Raw genomic sequence first — 17,098 nt, 5'->3', positions numbered from 1 at the left:
TAAAGAAATTTAATTATCTAATATTAGTTTTGAGCCAAGTTTAAGCTTGGACCAAATGTTGTTGCAACAGATAAATGTTTGATGTAGCCACCCTTAACTGATGATGGGCGAGCTTTAACAATAACATCGTTGATAACATCAAAGTTACCAATTAATGCAGCATCATCAAATGATACTTTACCAATTGGAACATGAACATTTCCATCTCTATCAGTACGGTAAGTTACCTTGCCGGCTTTAGATTCTGAAACTGCTTTTTCAACGTCCATTGTAACAGTACCTGTTTTAGGGTTAGGCATTAAGCCTTTAGGTCCTAAGACACGGCCTAAACGTCCAACTTGAGCCATCATATCTGGTGTTGCAATAGCAACATCAAAGTCTAACCAGCCACCAGAAATACGTTCAACCAAGTCATCATCACCAACAACGTCAGCGCCGGCTGCAAGTGCAGCTTTAGCTTTATCGCCTTTAGCGAATACAACAACTGTTTGGTCTTTACCAGTACCATTTGGAAGTACAACAGCCCCACGTAATTGTTGGTCTGCTTGTTTTGTATCTAAGTTTAAGTTGTAAGCAAGTTCGATTGTTGCATCAAACTTAGCAAAATCCATTTTCTTAGCTAATGCGATTGCATCAGCGATTGAATAGTTTTTACCTTCTTCAACTTGTTTTAGTGCGTCTTGATAGTTTTTACCTTTTTTAGCCATCTTGAATTTTCCTCCTTGCAATATGTGGTCTAACGGATAAACCTCCCACTTGATACATCTACTTTCATAGAGTATCCGACCGAGAAGCGTGTTTGTAGTGTAGGAATTAACCTTCTACAACGAATCCCATGCTTCGTGCAGTTCCTTCGATCATGCGCATTGCAGATTCAACATCTGAAGCGTTTAGATCTTGCATTTTAGTTTCAGCGATTTGTTGAACTTGAGCACTAGTTACTGTTGCAACTTTTTTAGTGTTAGGTTCGCCAGAACCACTTTCAACGCCTGCAGCTTTCTTTAAAAGAACTGCTGCGGGTGGTGTTTTTGTAACGAAATCGAATGAACGATCTTCGTAAACACTAATTACAACGGGAATCAACATACCAGCTTGGTCAGCTGTACGTGCATTGAATTCCTTTGTAAAGCCCATAATATTAATACCAGCTTGTCCTAATGCAGGACCAACCGGTGGAGCAGGAGTTGCTTTCCCTGCTGGAATTTGTAATTTAACGACGTTTGCTACTGTTTTAGCCACGTGACATACCTCCTTGTAAAGTCCGTGCGTGGTAAATGGAGATATAAATTTCTCCTCCCACTGTATGCAGAACATACTTATATAATATAACACCCAGATGGGTTCCACGCAATCTTATTTATGTTTTTTCCATAAAAATGTGTAAATTGAATCATCAACTCGTTGATTTTCATGTAATAATCTATGTGCTGCCTTTCGACCGCTCACAATAAGTTCGTGATAGTTAAGCTGATTTTGAACCAAATATCGAAGTGATAACGCACTATTAACAGAAACTGCCCCATCATTGCCATCTTTCAAATCACCTGCAATATTTAGGAATTGCAAGTTTTTTGGTAGATGACGCATCGTTTTTTCAAAATAACGATATAAGGGCGTGGTTTCTATTGGACCAGCATCCGTTAAAAGTAAATCTTCAATTTGTGGCGTCGTTTGTGCCACGTTATGGTCATTATAGGGAGCACCAATTGAAATGGCATGTGCCACTACTGGTGCATCAAGCGCATCCCTGCATTCCGTTAAGTAACGTAATATGCTGACCCCGCCCATAGAGTGGCCCACAAAATCAACTTGTTTAATGCCATATGCACCAAATAAGAATTGCATAATGTGGTACAACCATGCACTCTGCTTTTCAACAGAAGCGATATCATTTTTAAATAATATTTGAATAAATGGCTGTGCTGATCTCAATTGACCTTCAACGTGTAAACTACCATCAATATCAACAATAATTACCATGTCTTTTCGACCGTACCCATCACGTTCAAATCGGCTAATCATCGGTCCAAAGGAGAGCCGATTACCCCCATATCCGTGAATAAATAATGTTGGTATCATTTTATCACTGGGTACAATGGGATCAGATGCATCGATTGAAACGTGTCCATAACGTCTGAACTTGTTGCCAACGATGAAACTTGCGCCAGCGCCCAGACCTAATAGCCCCATCTTCAAGAGTCTCTTAGTCACTTAAGTCACCTTCTATTTTGTAAATCATTACTTTAACCTAATAATTTATCCACTTGGTCAAAGTTCAATTCAGTACTTGTTTCACGACCAAACATATCAATGTTAACTTTAAGTTTTAGTTTTTCGTTATCAATTTCAGTTACTTTACCCACAAGATTGGCAAATGCGCCTTCAACGATTGTGACAGATTCGCCAATTTCAATATCTAATTCTTGATGACGAGCACTCATACCCAAACGACGGAGAATTAATTCTACTTCTTCGGGTAATAATGGTGCTGGCTTACTTCCGGCACCGTGAGAACCAACGAAACCAGTTACGCCTGGTGTATTACGAACAACATACCATGATTCATCTGACATACCCATTTCAACCAAAACGTATCCAGGGAATGTTTTTTTCATGTCTGTTTTTTCTTTACCATTTTTGACTTCACGTTCTTCTTCTTCAGGAACAACTACGCGGAAAATAAAATCTTCCATTCCCATTGATTGTGCACGTGATTCAATATTTGTTTTAACTTTATTTTCGTAACCAGAGTAGGTATGTAGGACATACCAGCTTTTTTCGATTGATTCCATTATATATATCTCTCCTTAAATTATCGGGTTCATTTTTCTCAAACAAAAAAAACTCCGCATCAACGAAGTTTTCTCACTTGTGTCATTATATCAAAATATCAGTTAAATAGCTATTTTTCTATGAAAATAGGGTTAAGAATGCAGAAGCACCCGAGTCAACTATCCAGAAGAAAATCGCAAACATAATAGCAGTTACGACAACTGTTGTTGTGTCTCGACGTAGTTCCTTACCTGTTGGCCAAGTGGTTGCTTTGATTTCTACAATGACACTTTTAAGAAATGCATTAATTTTTCTCATGATTTATCCCCCTATTTTGTTTCGCGATGTAACGTATGTTTATTACAGTATTTACAAAATTTATTAACTTCTAAACGTTCAGTTCTGCTCGGTTTTGCGGCCACAATATAGTTACGTGAGCCACAAACAATACAAGCCAATGCTACTTTTCTTTGTGCCATAACCGTTTCTCCTTAATGTAGAGCTAACTATTGCTAGCTTCAACCAACATTTCTAAAGAATACTCTCATTTTACATTAAAAGAAAGAAAAAAGGAACCACCCCCTTTTCTTTCTTTTCAAATTATCGATTTTCTTTAAAGAATAATCCCAGTTTACTCTTACATCTTGAGATAGCTCCCGACACTTTCTTTATGTCACAATCTAAAACAAGCATAATTTCCTCCGGTGTTTTCATTTGATAATAAAGTAAAACGAAAGTACTTCTTTCAAATTCCGATAATTTCAATTCAAAAGCATTCAATTTTTCTTGAAGGATCAGCCTATCATCTGCTAACAATTCACAATAAAACGCTGGTCGTTCACATTCACCATACGTTTCTTCATAACATTCTAAAGAATGTGAGTTAACATCAGATAGTCTTTTAGCCGCAGATTCTTTACGAATTAAGCTAAAAATACAATTTGATAGACTCGTTTTAAAATATTGCCCGAACGTAATACCTTTGTCCGGTCGATAATTATTCAACGCTCTAAAACAAACCGCCCTGGCCTCTTGTAAAAAATCTTCTGTATCCCATAATTTTAAATAGTATTTGCGAATAACACAATAGACCATTGGCCGATAGCGTTCAAATAACGGTTCAAATTTATGTTCTGCCCCTAATTTGATTTGACAAATTAATTGAAAATCAGTTTCTTTTTCAGTACTCCGGTAAGTTTCATCTAACAAGTAGACTCTCCATATCCGGGTCTCCGTTTTTCAATATAACAAACATATCGCCCAATTACAACAGTCGGTTATTTACCAGACAGATCATCACGTAATTTAGCTAAATTATCCAACTGTTTAGCATTCCAGGGTGAACGTCTAACTAAAGCTTCAGTTTGGTACTGCTTTGCTTGTTGCGCCACTTCTTTTTTTGACTCATTAATATCTTTGTATAGTTCCCAAGCTGGAATTCTCAATGCACCTTGTGAAAAGATTGTCCATTGCTCTGCCTGGTCGCTGGTGGCAACAGTCACTTGCGTTAACTTTGTCTGTAACTCACCAATCATTGCTTCAATATAACTATCTGCCGTTTGGCCTTCTGCCGTCCAAATAATCTCCAGCCCATATTTTATATAGCTTTTTGATAGTCCCGGAACGTACATTGCGTCAAAAACAACGATTAGCCGTGAATCAATTTGTTTGTGGTAATTTGAAAGTTTGTGCAGCAATAAGTCACGTGCTTCATCAAGCCGTTCAGATTGTTTCAATCGATTTAATTCTGGCCAATTACCAATCATATTGTAAGCATCCACAACTAAAATTTGCTTTTTCATTATTATTTACCCCTTGAAGTAAATCCTTGATAAATAAGCAAACTGGCTGCGACACTAGCATTTAAACTTTGAACGTGTCCAATCATTGGGATAGTTAACATACCATCACATGCTTTTTTCAATAATGGTGAAATTCCCTTTCCTTCATTACCAATCACAAGCGCCGTAGGTCCTTTGGCATCCCACTCACGATAATCTTGTCCATCCATATCCGTTCCAAAAACCCATAATCCGGCTTTCTTTAATTCATTAACGGTATTTACTAGGTTAGTAACACGGGCAACTGGCATATATTCAATTGCCCCCGTTGACGTCTTAGCAACTGTTGATGTTAACCCAACAGCACGGCGTTTTGGAATAATAATCCCGTGTACCCCAGCAGCGTCGGCCGTTCTCATGATTGAACCTAAATTATGTGGGTCCTCAACATTATCTAGAATAAGGAAAAATGGTGGTTCATCTTTATCAGCAGCGCTTTTAAAAAGATCATCAATCGTCGCATATTCAAATGCAGCAACAGCAACGATAACACCTTGATGATTTTGTTGATCTGATAATAGATCTAATTTACTCTTGGGTACTAGTTGCGTAATAATACCCTTCTTCTTTGCCATTTGTTCAATTCCACTTAAAACATCTGATTTCAAACCAGATTGTATAAACAATTTATTAATTGATTGATTACTCTTTAATGCAGCTTCTACGGGGTGACGTCCGATAATAAAATCGCCAGCCTCTTCACTACTTCTTGGTTGTCCCATTTAAGTTCTCCTTTTCAACGGTGTCAATGCACCATTTTGCCAATTCGGCTAATCTATCGTTTTGATTACTTAAAAATAAGTAGCCAAATAATGCTTCAAATCCAGTCGAAATACGATACGTTATGACCGATGTATTTTTAGCTGAAGTATGACTTTTAGCATTACGACCACGTTTAAAGTAATCGACTTCTTCTTCAGTTAAAATGTCATTTTCCGTCATTTTATCGATTAAAAATGCTTGCGCCTTTGCCGATACATAATGCGTCGCTTGATGATGCAACTGTGTAGGCCTTGTTAATCCTTGGACAAGTAAGTGTTTACGTACAAAAACTTCATAGATACCATCGCCCATGTAGGCCAATGCAATTCCATTCATTTGTTGATAATCTGCATTTTTTTCCATTAGTCTTTTCTCCATCTCGTTCCTTGTGGCGTATCTTCTAAAATGATACCTTCAGCCGCAAGTTGATCCCGAATATCATCACTTTTTTGGAAGTCCTTTTGCTTCTTAGCTTCTAAACGTTGTGCAATTAATTCTTCAACTCTTGCGCCTAAATCTTCAGTTGCTTGATCAAACGAAAGACCAAAAACTGCCGTCATATTCTTAAATGTTTCTAATAAATGATTGATTGAATCAAGTTCCACCTGGCCGGCTTCAGAATAAACATTCATTTTTTTAGCCATATCATACACAACAGCAATCCCGTTTTGCGCATTGAAATCTTCATCCATGGCACTTTCAAATTTAGCTAAACTTTCAGTAATTTGAGCTTCCACTTCTTGATTCGAACCAACAACCGCATCTTTTAACCGGTAATTCAAATTATCAAAAGCCGTCTTTAACTTATTCAAGTTATTCGTTGCTTCTTCAATATTTGTTTGACTGTATTGAATAGGATGTCGGTAATGCGTCGTTGCCATAAAGAATCGAACCACTTGAGGATCAACTTCTTTAATCATATCATGAACCGTAACAAAATTACCCAACGATTTACTCATCTTTTCGTCATCTTCACCAATAGTTACAAAGCCATTATGCATCCAGTAGTTAGCAAACTTTTGACCAGTTTCAGCTTCGCTTTGAGCAATTTCATTTTCATGGTGGGGGAACATTAAATCTTGTCCGCCACCATGAATATCAATTGTTGGTCCCAAATATTTCGTTGCCATAACTGAGCATTCAATGTGCCAACCTGGACGACCTTTACCAAATGGTGACTCCCATGAAAGCTCATCATTTCTTACTGACTTCCAAAGTGCAAAATCAATCACGTCTTCTTTACGGGCCGTTTCTTCGGTGTCAACATGCTGACTTGCACCCTGCTCTAACTCATCAATATTTTGATCAGATAATTTTCCGTAATCAGGAGATTTACGAGTTCTAAAATAAACATCCCCGTCTGATTCATAGGCGTAACCCTTAGCAATTAAACTTGAAATAAATTGAATAATATCAGCAATATTTTCCGTTGCTTTTGGATTTTTAGTTGCGGGTTCAATTGCTAAAGCTTTTGTATCCTCCATAAAGGCGGCGATAAATTTATCGGCTAATTGTTGAACCGTAATATGATTTTCTTTAGCTGCTTTAATCATTTTATCGTCAACATCCGTAAAATTAGAGACATAGTTAACTTTAAACTGACGATATTCGAAGTATCGACGAATTGTATCAAATGCAATTGCACTTCGCGCGTTACCAATATGAATATAGTTATAAACAGTTGGGCCACAGACATACATGCTAACTTGTTCAGGCACCAGCGGTTTAAATACTTCTTTTTGATTCGTTAATGTATTGTATATTGAAATCATTTCATCACCCACTAGTTAATATTTTGTTAAAAAAAGACGTCTTTTATATACCTATAAAAGACGTCTTGAACGTTACCCACTCCTGCAGATACGATTAACCGTATCTCGTTAATGAGTTAACGTTCATTACACGACTATCATTACTTTGTTCATCATAGCATCTCAAAGAGGCACTTCACAACCAATGTTTGTTTTCTCACATCACCGAAAACTTTCTGAAAAACATCCAGTTGCTACTCTCTCTTATCAAAAATTATTTTGTATTCATTTCTTCTAACGTTTTATTTAAATGAGCCAACGCCTTTTCACGGCCAAGCAATTCAATAGATGCTGGTAATTCTGGTCCATGCATCTCACGTGTCGTTGCGATACGGATAGGCATGTATAATTGACGACCTTTAATCTTCGTATCTTTTTGAATTGATTTAATAGTTGCTTGAATTTCAACAGCATCAAAAATATCAATTACTTTGATGCGTTCAGCAAATTCTTTTAAAACAGTTGGTGCCGTTTCAACAGCCAATTCTGCTTTAGCTTCATCATCAAGAACAGGTGGTTCGCTCAAGAATACTTCAGCCATTTCAGTAATTTGACCTGTGTAAGACATTTGTTGTTTGTAAAGACTAATTAATTTACGAGCCCATTCAATTCTTTCGGCGCTTGGATCAGCTTCGATTTTACCATCTTGAATTAATTGACGTAAAGCTAAATCCATTACTTTATCTTCATCAGCTGTCTTAATGTATTGGTTGTTAATCCATTCCAATTTTTTACCATCAAATGAAGCTGGTGATTTGCTCAAACGTTTAGGATCAAACATCTTAACTAATTCTTGACGAGAGAAGATTTCACTTTCACCAACTGGTGACCAACCTAATAGGGTAATAAAGTTTACCATGGCTTCCGGTAAGTAACCTAATTCACGATATTGTTCAATGAACTGTAAGACGTTTTCGTCACGTTTACTTAATTTTTTACCTGTTTCTGTGTTAATAATTAACGTCATATGACCAAAGATTGGTGCATCCCAACCAAATGCTTCATAAATCATTAATTGTTTTGGTGTATTGGCAATATGATCATCCCCACGAAGAACGTGTGTGATTTCCATCAAGTGATCATCGACAACAACAGCGAAGTTATAAGTTGGCATACCATCACGTTTTTGAATCACAAAATCGCCACCGATAGTATTAGAATCGAAAGTAATATCGCCTTTAACAATATCGTTAAATTCATATTTTTTGTTTGCCGGAACACGGAAACGAATGACTGGTGTCAATCCAGCAGCTTTTGATTCAGCAATCTTAGCGGCTATCTCATCATCAGACATACCTGCATATTCATATTCATAATGAGGCATTTCGTTGCGTGCTTTTTGCGCGTCACGGTCTGATTCAAGTTCATCTTCAGTTTTATATGATTCATAAGCTAAATTTTTATCCACTAACTCTTGAATTAATGGTAAATAAATTTCTTTACGTTCTGATTGGCGATATGGACCAAAATCACCTGGTTTATCAGGACCTTCATCCCAATCCATCCCTAACCATTTCAAGTTGTCCAATTGACTGCGTTCACCGTCAGCAATATTTCTTTTTGTATCCGTATCTTCAATTCGAATAACAAAAGTTCCTTTTTGACTTCTTGCAAATAGATAATTAAATAACGCTGTACGCGCATTTCCGATGTGTAAATGTCCAGTTGGACTTGGTGCATATCTGACACGAATTTTATTTTTAGCCATGATGACGCCTCTTTCTTTTTTCTGTATTTGTCTATTACGATTGAAATCGTTTATTTAAGGCTTTATTCAACTAATCTAGTTTACAATGAATTACATAAAAAATAAAGCCAATAATCTTAGTATTGACCTTATTTCTTGTCGTTTATTTTTTTCATTGAGTGTAACGGTTTTGCAAAAATCATTCTTCCGGCATCTGTTTGTAGCGCACTTGTGACAACGACATCAATCGTTTTGTTAAGGAAATACTTTCCTTCTTCAACGACAACCATCGTTCCATCATCTAAGTAAGCAATACCTTGTTGGCGTTCAGAACCATTTTTAATGACCATTACCCGTAGTTGTTCACCAGGAATAACGCGTGGTTTCAGTGATTTAGCTAGCGCATTGACATTCAAAATTTGTACATTTTGGAATTCACTAACTTTATTTAAATTAAAATCGTTAGTTACAATAACGCCATCAATTGTTTTAGCCAATTTAATTAACTTGCTATCTACTTCATCAATTTCTTCAAAATCACCCTCGTACATTTCAATCGGCATAATTTTTTCATCTTGAAGTTTATTTAAAATGTCTAACCCACGTCGACCACGGACGCGTTTAATACTGTCTGCTGAATCAGCAATATACTGTAACTCATATAAAACGAAATTGGGTACCAACAGCGTTCCTTCGATAAAACCCGTTTTAATCAAATCATAAATACGACCATCAATTAAGATATTTGTATCTAAAATTTTATATTCGTGATAATTATCGTTAGTGTTACGTTCCAGTATATTGTTTTCAACGACGTCACTTTTCTTATTTTTTGATGTAAATAACTTACGCCAGTCTTCTAAACGATTAGTTCCGATAACAAATCCAAAGTATCCTAATAAGAAAAGTAAAAGTACAGGCACAATGGTATTTAGTAACCAAATTTCTGATCGATAGAATGGTGTTGATACCAAAACTGCAATGACCATTCCAACAATCGTTGAGACACTTGCCGTCAATAACATCATTGGACTTTGCTTTGTTAAATAACTTTCAATATTAGCTAATAATTTTTCTAGCGGTGTAATTAAGAAAAAAGATACAATAAGAGCTAAAGCAACACCTACTAAAAAGTTAACAACGCCATTATTCAACCAACCAATCGTTGAAGCTGAAACAATCTTCCAAAAAAGTGGCAATAAACTAACGCCTATTCCACCACCAATCAATGCAACTACACCTTTAATAATATTTCTACGCATTAATAAGTCCTCCTTTCTAGTTAAACACAACTTTAAGTGCTTCACTTAGAGTTGCAACACCAACTACTTCAATCCCTTTAGGTGGTGTCCATCCTGATAAATTATTTTTAGGGATAAAGATGCGCTTGAAGCCCAATTTTTGGGCTTCAGCAACGCGTTGTTCAATCCGATTTACACGTCTTATTTCGCCAGTTAGTCCAATTTCGCCCACAAAACTATCCGCAGGATCTGTTTCTTTGTCCCGATAACTTGATGCAATACTAACGGCAATGGCTAAATCAATTGCTGGTTCATCTAATTTTACACCGCCGGCCGCTTTAAGATACGCATCCTGATTTTGTAACAATAAACTCGCGCGTTTCTCTAGTACTGCCATTATTAATGAAACACGATTATGATCAAGTCCAGTCGTTGTGCGTTTGGCTGTTCCATAGACGGTTGGCGTAATTAATGCTTGAACCTCAACCAAAATTGGTCTGGTTCCTTCCATAGAGACCACAATTGCCGACCCAGTTGCACCGTCTAAGCGTTCCTCCAAGAAAATTTCTGACGGATTAGCAACTTCAAATAATCCGCCCTCACGCATATCAAAAATACCAATTTCATTTGTTGAACCAAACCGATTTTTAACTGCACGTAAAATACGGAATGTATGGTGCATATCCCCTTCAAAATAAAGCACTGTATCAACCATATGCTCTAAAATTTTAGGTCCAGCAATAGCGCCACCTTTTGTGACATGTCCTACAATAAAGATTGTAATGCCATTAGTTTTAGCAATTTGCAACAACTCAGCTGTTACTTCACGAATTTGTGAAACACTTCCAACTGCCGCGGACATTTCTGGTTCTTGCATCGTTTGAATCGAATCAATAACGACATAGTCAGGATTCAACGTTTCGATATTTTGACGAATATTACCCATATCAGTTTCAGGGTAGAGGTAAAATTTCTTACCTCCAACGCCAAGTCGTTGTGCACGCATTTTAATTTGAACAGCGCTCTCCTCACCGGACACGTATAAAACAGTCCCACCGGTTTGGCTTAACTGACCAGAAACCTGTAAAAGTAGCGTTGATTTACCAATTCCTGGATCACCACCAATTAAAACTAATGATCCAGGGACGACACCACCACCAAGAACACGATTTAACTCACCTAAATCAGTTTCAACACGTTCTTGTTCTGCCATTGAGACATCATCTAACAATTCTGGTTTAACAGAGTTTCCATTAAAACTGACGCGAGCTTTACGATCTGCCTTTTGTGATTGTTCGCGCTCTTCAACCATTGTGTTCCACTCACCACAATTAGGACAACGTCCTAAATATTTTGGTGAGGTGTAGCCGCAGTTCTGACATACAAATTGCGTTTTTATTTTTGCCATTCAGATTCCCCCACCCGTTTATTATCATTCTATTATTAATATTTTATCACATAAAATACCACTCGTGATTTTGACTGAAATTCTTAAACATTCTATAATAACTATTTACCGGATGAACCGAATCCGCCAACTCGTTTTGTTGATGTTACTTTCTCATCATCAACCGTTAAGAAGGGCATAAAAATCCCCTGTCCTACGCGATCACCTTTTTTAACAATTTGGTCTTTTAAACTAAAATTAACTATTTGAATAAAAATTTCACCTTCATTATTCTGATTATTATAGTAATCAGAATCAATTACACCAATTCCGTTTGGTAAAATTAACCCACGTTTTAATGGACTGCTCGAACGATTAGCCAATAATAAAAATTCGTTATCTTGCATATATGCTTTAATTCCCGTAGGAATCAAATAAGGTTTCAAAATCTTATTTGCCTGAGTCAATTCATCTTCATTCACAGTCTTACCATGTCGAATTAACCATAGTACTTTTAAGAAGCCGCTCTTCCAAATAGAAGGCAACACAAAATCTTCGGCCGCAGCTAAATCATACCCTGCCGAAGATTTAGTTGATCTTACGGGTAAACTAACATCATCCGCATACTTAGTAACAATTTCAAAACCTCTAGTTTTCATTTAAATGTCCTCATAATCTGTTTACCTTTTATCTTACCCCATTCATGACATAATTGGCTAGTTTTTGGGTGTTTTTTAATGGTATAATCATATTTAAAGGTGAGGTGTTTAGATGACTTTCGAACTAAATGAAAACGATTTACGTGGATATGACGACAATAAGCAGTTAATTGGCAGAATTAGTTTTACAATCATCAATGACAATCGAACAATAGTCGTTGAACATACCTGGGTAGATGACAACCATCGCCATCAAGGTATCGCAAAATCGTTAACTGAGTACTTAATTAATCAAGTTATTGAAAATAAGCAAACAATTCTACCACTATGTCCCTACACAAAATTTTATTTTAGTGATCATCCTACACTTTCTGAATTAATTTACACACCTAAACAAAAATAAGGAGCGTGGCTTAAATGAATCAAGACGATTTAAAGAAATTAGTTGGACAAAAAGCTGTTGAGTTTATTGAAGACGGCATGGTAGTTGGACTTGGTACGGGGTCTACCGTCAAATTTATGGTAGATGCATTGGGCAAACGCGTTAAAGACGAGAATCTATCTATTGTTGGTGTCTCAACATCAATTAGAACTGAAGAACAAGCAAAATCATTAGGTATCCCCGTTAAATCAGTTGATGAAGTTGATCATATTGATTTGACTATTGACGGTGCGGACGAAATTGATGACCACTTCCAAGGTATTAAAGGTGGCGGTGCTGCTCATTTATTTGAAAAAATTGTTGCCATTAATTCAACAAAAAACATGTGGATTGTTGACGAAAGTAAAATGGTTCATACTTTGGGTAAATTCCCTCTCCCTGTTGAAGTAATTCCTTATGGTAGCCACCAATTATTTAAGAAGTTAGCAGCTAAAGGACTTAATCCTGAGTTTAGAACTGTTGATGGAGAAAACGTCTTAACTGATTCTAAAAACTTTGTTATTGATTTACATTTAGGTGAAATAACTGACCCAGCTGGCCTACAAGACTACTTAGCAAAACAAGTTGGTGTTGTTGAACAAGGTTTATTCTTAGACTGCGTTAATACGGTTATCGTCGGACGTCAGGATGGTCCTGAAGTTCTGGACGCTCGTCCGGATACATTCACAATTAAATAAGTAAACTAAAAAGAGCCGATTTTATCGACTCTTTTTAAATACGCAAAACACCATTTCTGTTAAATGAGAGTTTTCTTTTCTTTTTAACATTGTTTACTAATTTAAATAAATGCATTATACTGAAATTAGTACTTAAATCTTACCTAGGAGTGTGATATTTTGACACAATCAATTAGTTCAGAACAACTTGCAAAATTTCAAAAGAACTTACATGCACGCGAAAGCCATGACGTGATTGAACGCGCCGTCACAAAAAATGGAATTTTAGCAAACAGTTACGATTTAAAAGCTCAAGCTAAAATGGAACCCGTATTCTCAATTGATCTCGATGTTGGTAACGTCTCTAATCAAAAACAGTCAGGTCGTTGTTGGATGTTCGCCGCGTTAAATACAATGCGACATGATATGAAAACGAATTTTAAAGTGACTAAAGATTTTGAATTATCACAAAATTTCACCTACTTCTGGGATAAGCTAGAAAAAGCAAATTATTTCTATCAAAATGTTCTTGAAACGGCAGATAAACCAACTGATGACCGTACAGTATCATGGTTAATGACAACGCCTCAACAAGATGGTGGTCAATGGGATATGATCGTCGCAATTATTGAAAAATATGGCGTTGTCCCTCAGTCTGTTATGCCTGAAACATACAATAGTTCTAAATCAACTGAAATTAATGCTACATTAAACTTAAAACTAAGAAAAGATGCTGTTGATTTGCGTGAACTTGTTGCAGCCGGAACAAGTGAAGCAGAAATTGAAGCCGTTAAGGAAGCAAAATTAACTGAGATATATCGTTTACTTGCTTATAGTTTCGGTGAACCACCTGCAACCTTTGACTTCGAATATCGTGATTCTGATAATGAATACCATATCGACAAAAATTTAACACCAAAAACATTCTACGATAAATTCATCGGATGGGACCTAGATGAATATGTTTCAATTATAAATGGCCCAACTGACGATAAACCTTATAATAATATGTATACCGTTGATCGTCTTGGAAACGTTGTAAATGGCCGTCCGGTTCGCCATTTGAATGTTAACATGGCAGATTTTAGAGACGTCGCTATCAAACAATTGCAATCAGGCGAAAGCGTCTGGTTCGGTTGTGACGTTGGTCAATCTTCTGAACGCCAGTTAGGAATTATGGATACAGAGCTTTACCATAAAGATGAATTATTCAATATCGATTTAGCTTTATCAAAAGCTGAACGTCTTGATTATGGCGAAAGCTTGATGACGCACGCTATGGTTTTAACGGGCGTTGACATAGTTGATGATCAAGCAACTAAATGGAAAGTTGAAAACTCATGGGGCGAAAAAGTTGGTAAAAAAGGCTTCTTCGTGATGAGTGATAATTGGATGGAAGAATATTGTTATCAAGTTGTTGTTAACAAAAAGTTCTTACCAGAAAAACTACAAACTATATTAAAAGAAGAACCTAAAGTTCTTGCTCCTTGGGATCCAATGGGCGCTTTAGCGTAATCAAAAAGAAGCAACATTTACTGTTGCTTCTTTTTTTGTACCAATATTTGCTTATTCTTAATGGTTAAATCATCATTTAATGTATATAAAATGGGTTCCCCATTTGGCACTTCAACGCCATCAATATCTGAATCCGATATAGCTTCTAAATACTTAATCAGCGCTCTCAGCGTACTACCATGCGCAACAATCAACTGATTCTTACCTTGTCGTAATTCTGGCGCAATAACGTCTTGCCAGTACGGTAAAATACGTTCAAATGCCATTTTTAAACTTTCAGCAGTTGGCAACTTATTTCCAAGTTGTTGTTTGTAACGTCTATCACTATCCGGGACATCTAACTTTGGCGGCACCGCGGTGTAACTTCTTCGCCATTGTGCCACCTGATTGCTACCATAAATACGTTTAGTATCATCTTTATTCAAGCCACGTAATGCGCCATAATGACGTTCATTTAACCGCCAGTTCTTTTGTATTGGGACCCAAAGTTGATTGGCCTCTTCCATGATGATATTACTAGTTATGATGGCACGTTTTAAGACTGACGTATGGACTTGAGAGAAACAAATACCGGTATCACGAATGATGGTCCCCGCAATTTCAGCTTCTTTCATTCCGGCAGCGGTCAAAGGAACGTCAGACCAACCCGTATACTCATTATTTTGATTTGCCAAACTTTCACCATGTCTGACCATGACCACTTCAACCATTATTCAAACCTTCTTTACTCTTCATTAGTACCCATTATAACAAAAAAGACTTAAAACAACATCGTTGTCTTAAGTCTTTCAAACTTTATTTTACTCGGCCAGCGAAATCTGGTTTCCAGTAAGCACTCATTGTGCTAATTTTAACATTTTGTCCTTCAGTTGGTGCTTCAGCAAATTGGCTTCCACCTAAGTAGATGGCAACATGATATGATGAACCTTTTGAACCCCAGAAAAGTAAGTCTCCTGGTTGTGCTTGTGAAACTGATTCATAAGAAACTTGTCCTTCTTGAGCTACAGTGTATCCACCAATTGATTTTCCAGCAGCATGTGCGTAGACATAGCTAGTAAATCCAGAACAATCAAAACCACTTAATGATTTTCCACTCCATACATATGGGATGCTCTTTGTTGTCAATGATCTTGCTAAAGCAGTAATACTACTTGTATCAAGACTTGAAGAATCTACAGAACTTGATGATGTATTTGATGTTTTCTTGCTTGATGTATCAGCGCTTGAGTTGTTGGCACTTGGAGCACTAGCAACACTTGAGTCTGATGTTTCTTTATTACTTGTTGCGTCTGAATTTGATGAACTTGCTGCTTCAGTTGCTTTTGCTGCTGCCGCATCTGCTGCTGCTGCATCATTTTTATCGTTTGCTGCTTTTGTATCAGCTGCTGCTTTTTCTGCCGCTTTTTCTGCTGCTTTTGCGTCATCAATTGAAGATTGTGCGTCTGATTTTTTTGTATCAATTTGTGCTTTTAATGTATTGGCACTTGCTTGTTTAACGGCCAATTCAGCTTGTTTATTTGTATATTCTTTAACTGTTTTTTCTTGAGCAATTGCTTTTTTATCTAATTCAACTTTATCAGCCTTAACTTCAGCCTTATCAACTTTTTGTTGTTTAGCAGCTTTTTGACCGGCACCAACTAATGTTGTAACTGTTCCGACACGTTTAAATGCGTCAACAACACTTTTTGAATCTGAAACAAATTCAACCATGCTTGATGTATTACCATTTACTTGTAAAGCACGTGTTTGATCAGATAATTGTGAATCTCTTTGTGTGATTTCAACATTTAATCGGCTGATTTTTTTACCTAATTTGTATTGATCTGATTCAAGTTTTGCGGCATCATCCTTGGCACTTTTCACTTCTGCCTTTGTTGAATCAATTTCATCATTAATTGTTGCTAATTTTGCAGTTACTTCTGTACTTTTACTATTTAACTTAGTAATTGTACTTGTTAAATCAGTGATACTATCTGAAGCGTTAGCTTGTTCTGCAACTGCAGTCATCCCGATAAGCGTTGCAGTCATCATCATTACTTTAGCGATTTTATTATTAATTTTCAAAAGACACTCTCCTAATTAATTCCCATTTAATTTTATATCTATTTATTTAATTTCAATTATCCGTTTTTCTTAACTTGAATAGAATAGCACGGTTCTTCGGTACATACCATTACGATTCCTTTACATTCGAATTCAATTGACACCATTTAATTTCAGTCATATTACATGAGTGTTACAAAACGCATTTTAATCATATTTTAACGTTTCTATTGCTTGCTACATAAGCATTCATCAATTTCGATCAAAATGACAAAATCGTAA

The 17,098-nt window shown here is 36.6% G+C and carries 20 protein-coding genes; 3 read left to right on the top strand and 17 right to left on the bottom strand.

Annotated features, from left to right (window positions below; translation table 11 throughout):
- Window positions 1–23: 23 nt before the first annotated feature.
- The 15 genes from rplA to N0K73_RS05175 form a co-directional block, all read right to left on the bottom strand.
- Window positions 24–707 carry a 50S ribosomal protein L1 gene (gene rplA / locus N0K73_RS05245; protein ID WP_057974236.1) on the bottom strand — a complete coding sequence of 228 codons (684 nt, stop codon included), beginning with the start codon at window positions 705–707 and terminating at the stop codon, window positions 24–26.
- 106 nt (window positions 708–813) lie between these two features.
- Entirely contained in the window at window positions 814–1,239 is a 426-nt protein-coding gene (rplK, locus tag N0K73_RS05240) for a 50S ribosomal protein L11 (RefSeq protein WP_057974235.1), read from the bottom strand.
- 114 nt (window positions 1,240–1,353) lie between these two features.
- On the bottom strand, window positions 1,354–2,211 hold the full coding sequence (locus N0K73_RS05235) for an alpha/beta hydrolase (RefSeq protein WP_146744986.1): 858 nt from the start codon (window positions 2,209–2,211) through the stop codon (window positions 1,354–1,356).
- Window positions 2,212–2,243: 32 nt separating this feature from the next.
- On the bottom strand, window positions 2,244–2,795 hold the full coding sequence (nusG, locus tag N0K73_RS05230; RefSeq protein ID WP_057974233.1) for a transcription termination/antitermination protein NusG: 552 nt from the start codon (window positions 2,793–2,795) through the stop codon (window positions 2,244–2,246).
- A 115-nt stretch (window positions 2,796–2,910) separates the two neighbouring features.
- Window positions 2,911–3,090: a preprotein translocase subunit SecE gene (gene secE, locus N0K73_RS05225; RefSeq protein ID WP_057974232.1), complete on the bottom strand. Its 180-nt coding sequence runs from the start codon at window positions 3,088–3,090 to the stop codon at window positions 2,911–2,913.
- A gap of 11 nt (window positions 3,091–3,101) precedes the next feature.
- Window positions 3,102–3,251 (bottom strand): 50S ribosomal protein L33, encoded by a 150-nt coding sequence (gene rpmG, locus N0K73_RS05220; RefSeq protein ID WP_057974231.1) that lies wholly within the window; start codon window positions 3,249–3,251, stop codon window positions 3,102–3,104.
- Between the two features lie 121 nt (window positions 3,252–3,372).
- Window positions 3,373–3,981, bottom strand: coding sequence for an RNA polymerase sigma factor (locus tag N0K73_RS05215; protein WP_057974230.1), 609 nt, complete (start codon window positions 3,979–3,981; stop codon window positions 3,373–3,375).
- Between the two features lie 68 nt (window positions 3,982–4,049).
- Complete coding sequence (locus N0K73_RS05210) at window positions 4,050–4,574, bottom strand: NYN domain-containing protein (protein ID WP_112251143.1); 525 nt, start codon at window positions 4,572–4,574, stop codon at window positions 4,050–4,052.
- A gap of 2 nt (window positions 4,575–4,576) precedes the next feature.
- On the bottom strand, window positions 4,577–5,335 hold the full coding sequence (gene rlmB, locus N0K73_RS05205) for a 23S rRNA (guanosine(2251)-2'-O)-methyltransferase RlmB (RefSeq protein ID WP_057974228.1): 759 nt from the start codon (window positions 5,333–5,335) through the stop codon (window positions 4,577–4,579).
- A complete protein-coding gene (locus N0K73_RS05200) occupies window positions 5,316–5,738 on the bottom strand; it encodes a Mini-ribonuclease 3 (RefSeq protein WP_083478966.1) in 423 nt (140 codons plus the stop codon). The genes rlmB and N0K73_RS05200 overlap by 20 nt, the downstream gene beginning before the upstream one ends.
- The gene (gene cysS / locus N0K73_RS05195) at window positions 5,738–7,147 is read right to left on the bottom strand and encodes a cysteine--tRNA ligase (RefSeq protein WP_057974226.1); all 1,410 of its coding nucleotides are present in this window, start codon (window positions 7,145–7,147) and stop codon (window positions 5,738–5,740) included. The genes N0K73_RS05200 and cysS overlap by 1 nt, the downstream gene beginning before the upstream one ends.
- A 253-nt stretch (window positions 7,148–7,400) precedes the next feature.
- On the bottom strand, window positions 7,401–8,894 hold the full coding sequence (gltX, locus tag N0K73_RS05190) for a glutamate--tRNA ligase (protein WP_112251145.1): 1,494 nt from the start codon (window positions 8,892–8,894) through the stop codon (window positions 7,401–7,403).
- 128 nt (window positions 8,895–9,022) lie between these two features.
- On the bottom strand, window positions 9,023–10,135 hold the full coding sequence (locus tag N0K73_RS05185; protein ID WP_057974224.1) for a PIN/TRAM domain-containing protein: 1,113 nt from the start codon (window positions 10,133–10,135) through the stop codon (window positions 9,023–9,025).
- Between the two features lie 16 nt (window positions 10,136–10,151).
- Window positions 10,152–11,522: a DNA repair protein RadA gene (gene radA / locus N0K73_RS05180; protein WP_057974223.1), complete on the bottom strand. Its 1,371-nt coding sequence runs from the start codon at window positions 11,520–11,522 to the stop codon at window positions 10,152–10,154.
- 101 nt (window positions 11,523–11,623) lie between these two features.
- Window positions 11,624–12,160: a dCTP deaminase/dUTPase family protein gene (locus N0K73_RS05175; RefSeq protein ID WP_112251146.1), complete on the bottom strand. Its 537-nt coding sequence runs from the start codon at window positions 12,158–12,160 to the stop codon at window positions 11,624–11,626.
- Window positions 12,161–12,272: 112 nt separating this feature from the next.
- Here N0K73_RS05175 and N0K73_RS05170 point away from each other — a divergent pair, with 112 nt between their 5' ends.
- The 3 genes from N0K73_RS05170 to N0K73_RS05160 all read left to right on the top strand — a co-directional run bounded on the left by N0K73_RS05170 (window position 12,273) and on the right by N0K73_RS05160 (window position 14,773).
- Entirely contained in the window at window positions 12,273–12,563 is a 291-nt protein-coding gene (locus tag N0K73_RS05170) for a GNAT family N-acetyltransferase (RefSeq protein WP_112251147.1), read from the top strand.
- A gap of 14 nt (window positions 12,564–12,577) precedes the next feature.
- The gene (gene rpiA / locus N0K73_RS05165; protein ID WP_112251149.1) at window positions 12,578–13,279 is read left to right on the top strand and encodes a ribose-5-phosphate isomerase RpiA; all 702 of its coding nucleotides are present in this window, start codon (window positions 12,578–12,580) and stop codon (window positions 13,277–13,279) included.
- A 159-nt stretch (window positions 13,280–13,438) separates the two neighbouring features.
- Window positions 13,439–14,773 (top strand): C1 family peptidase, encoded by a 1,335-nt coding sequence (locus tag N0K73_RS05160; protein ID WP_057974219.1) that lies wholly within the window; start codon window positions 13,439–13,441, stop codon window positions 14,771–14,773.
- A 17-nt stretch (window positions 14,774–14,790) separates the two neighbouring features.
- Here N0K73_RS05160 and N0K73_RS05155 read toward each other — a convergent pair whose 3' ends face one another.
- Together N0K73_RS05155 and N0K73_RS05150 are read right to left on the bottom strand one after the other, a co-directional pair.
- Window positions 14,791–15,483: a 2,3-bisphosphoglycerate-dependent phosphoglycerate mutase gene (locus tag N0K73_RS05155; RefSeq protein WP_112251151.1), complete on the bottom strand. Its 693-nt coding sequence runs from the start codon at window positions 15,481–15,483 to the stop codon at window positions 14,791–14,793.
- Between the two features lie 85 nt (window positions 15,484–15,568).
- Window positions 15,569–16,837: a C40 family peptidase gene (locus N0K73_RS05150; RefSeq protein ID WP_284068615.1), complete on the bottom strand. Its 1,269-nt coding sequence runs from the start codon at window positions 16,835–16,837 to the stop codon at window positions 15,569–15,571.
- Between the last annotated feature and the right edge of the window lie 261 nt (window positions 16,838–17,098).

This window comes from Dellaglioa algida, from assembly GCF_030127605.1.
GTDB lineage: Bacteria > Bacillota > Bacilli > Lactobacillales > Lactobacillaceae > Dellaglioa > Dellaglioa algida.
The sequence above is the reverse complement of the archived record's forward strand: the minus strand, read 5'-3'. Positions and strand labels throughout refer to the sequence as shown.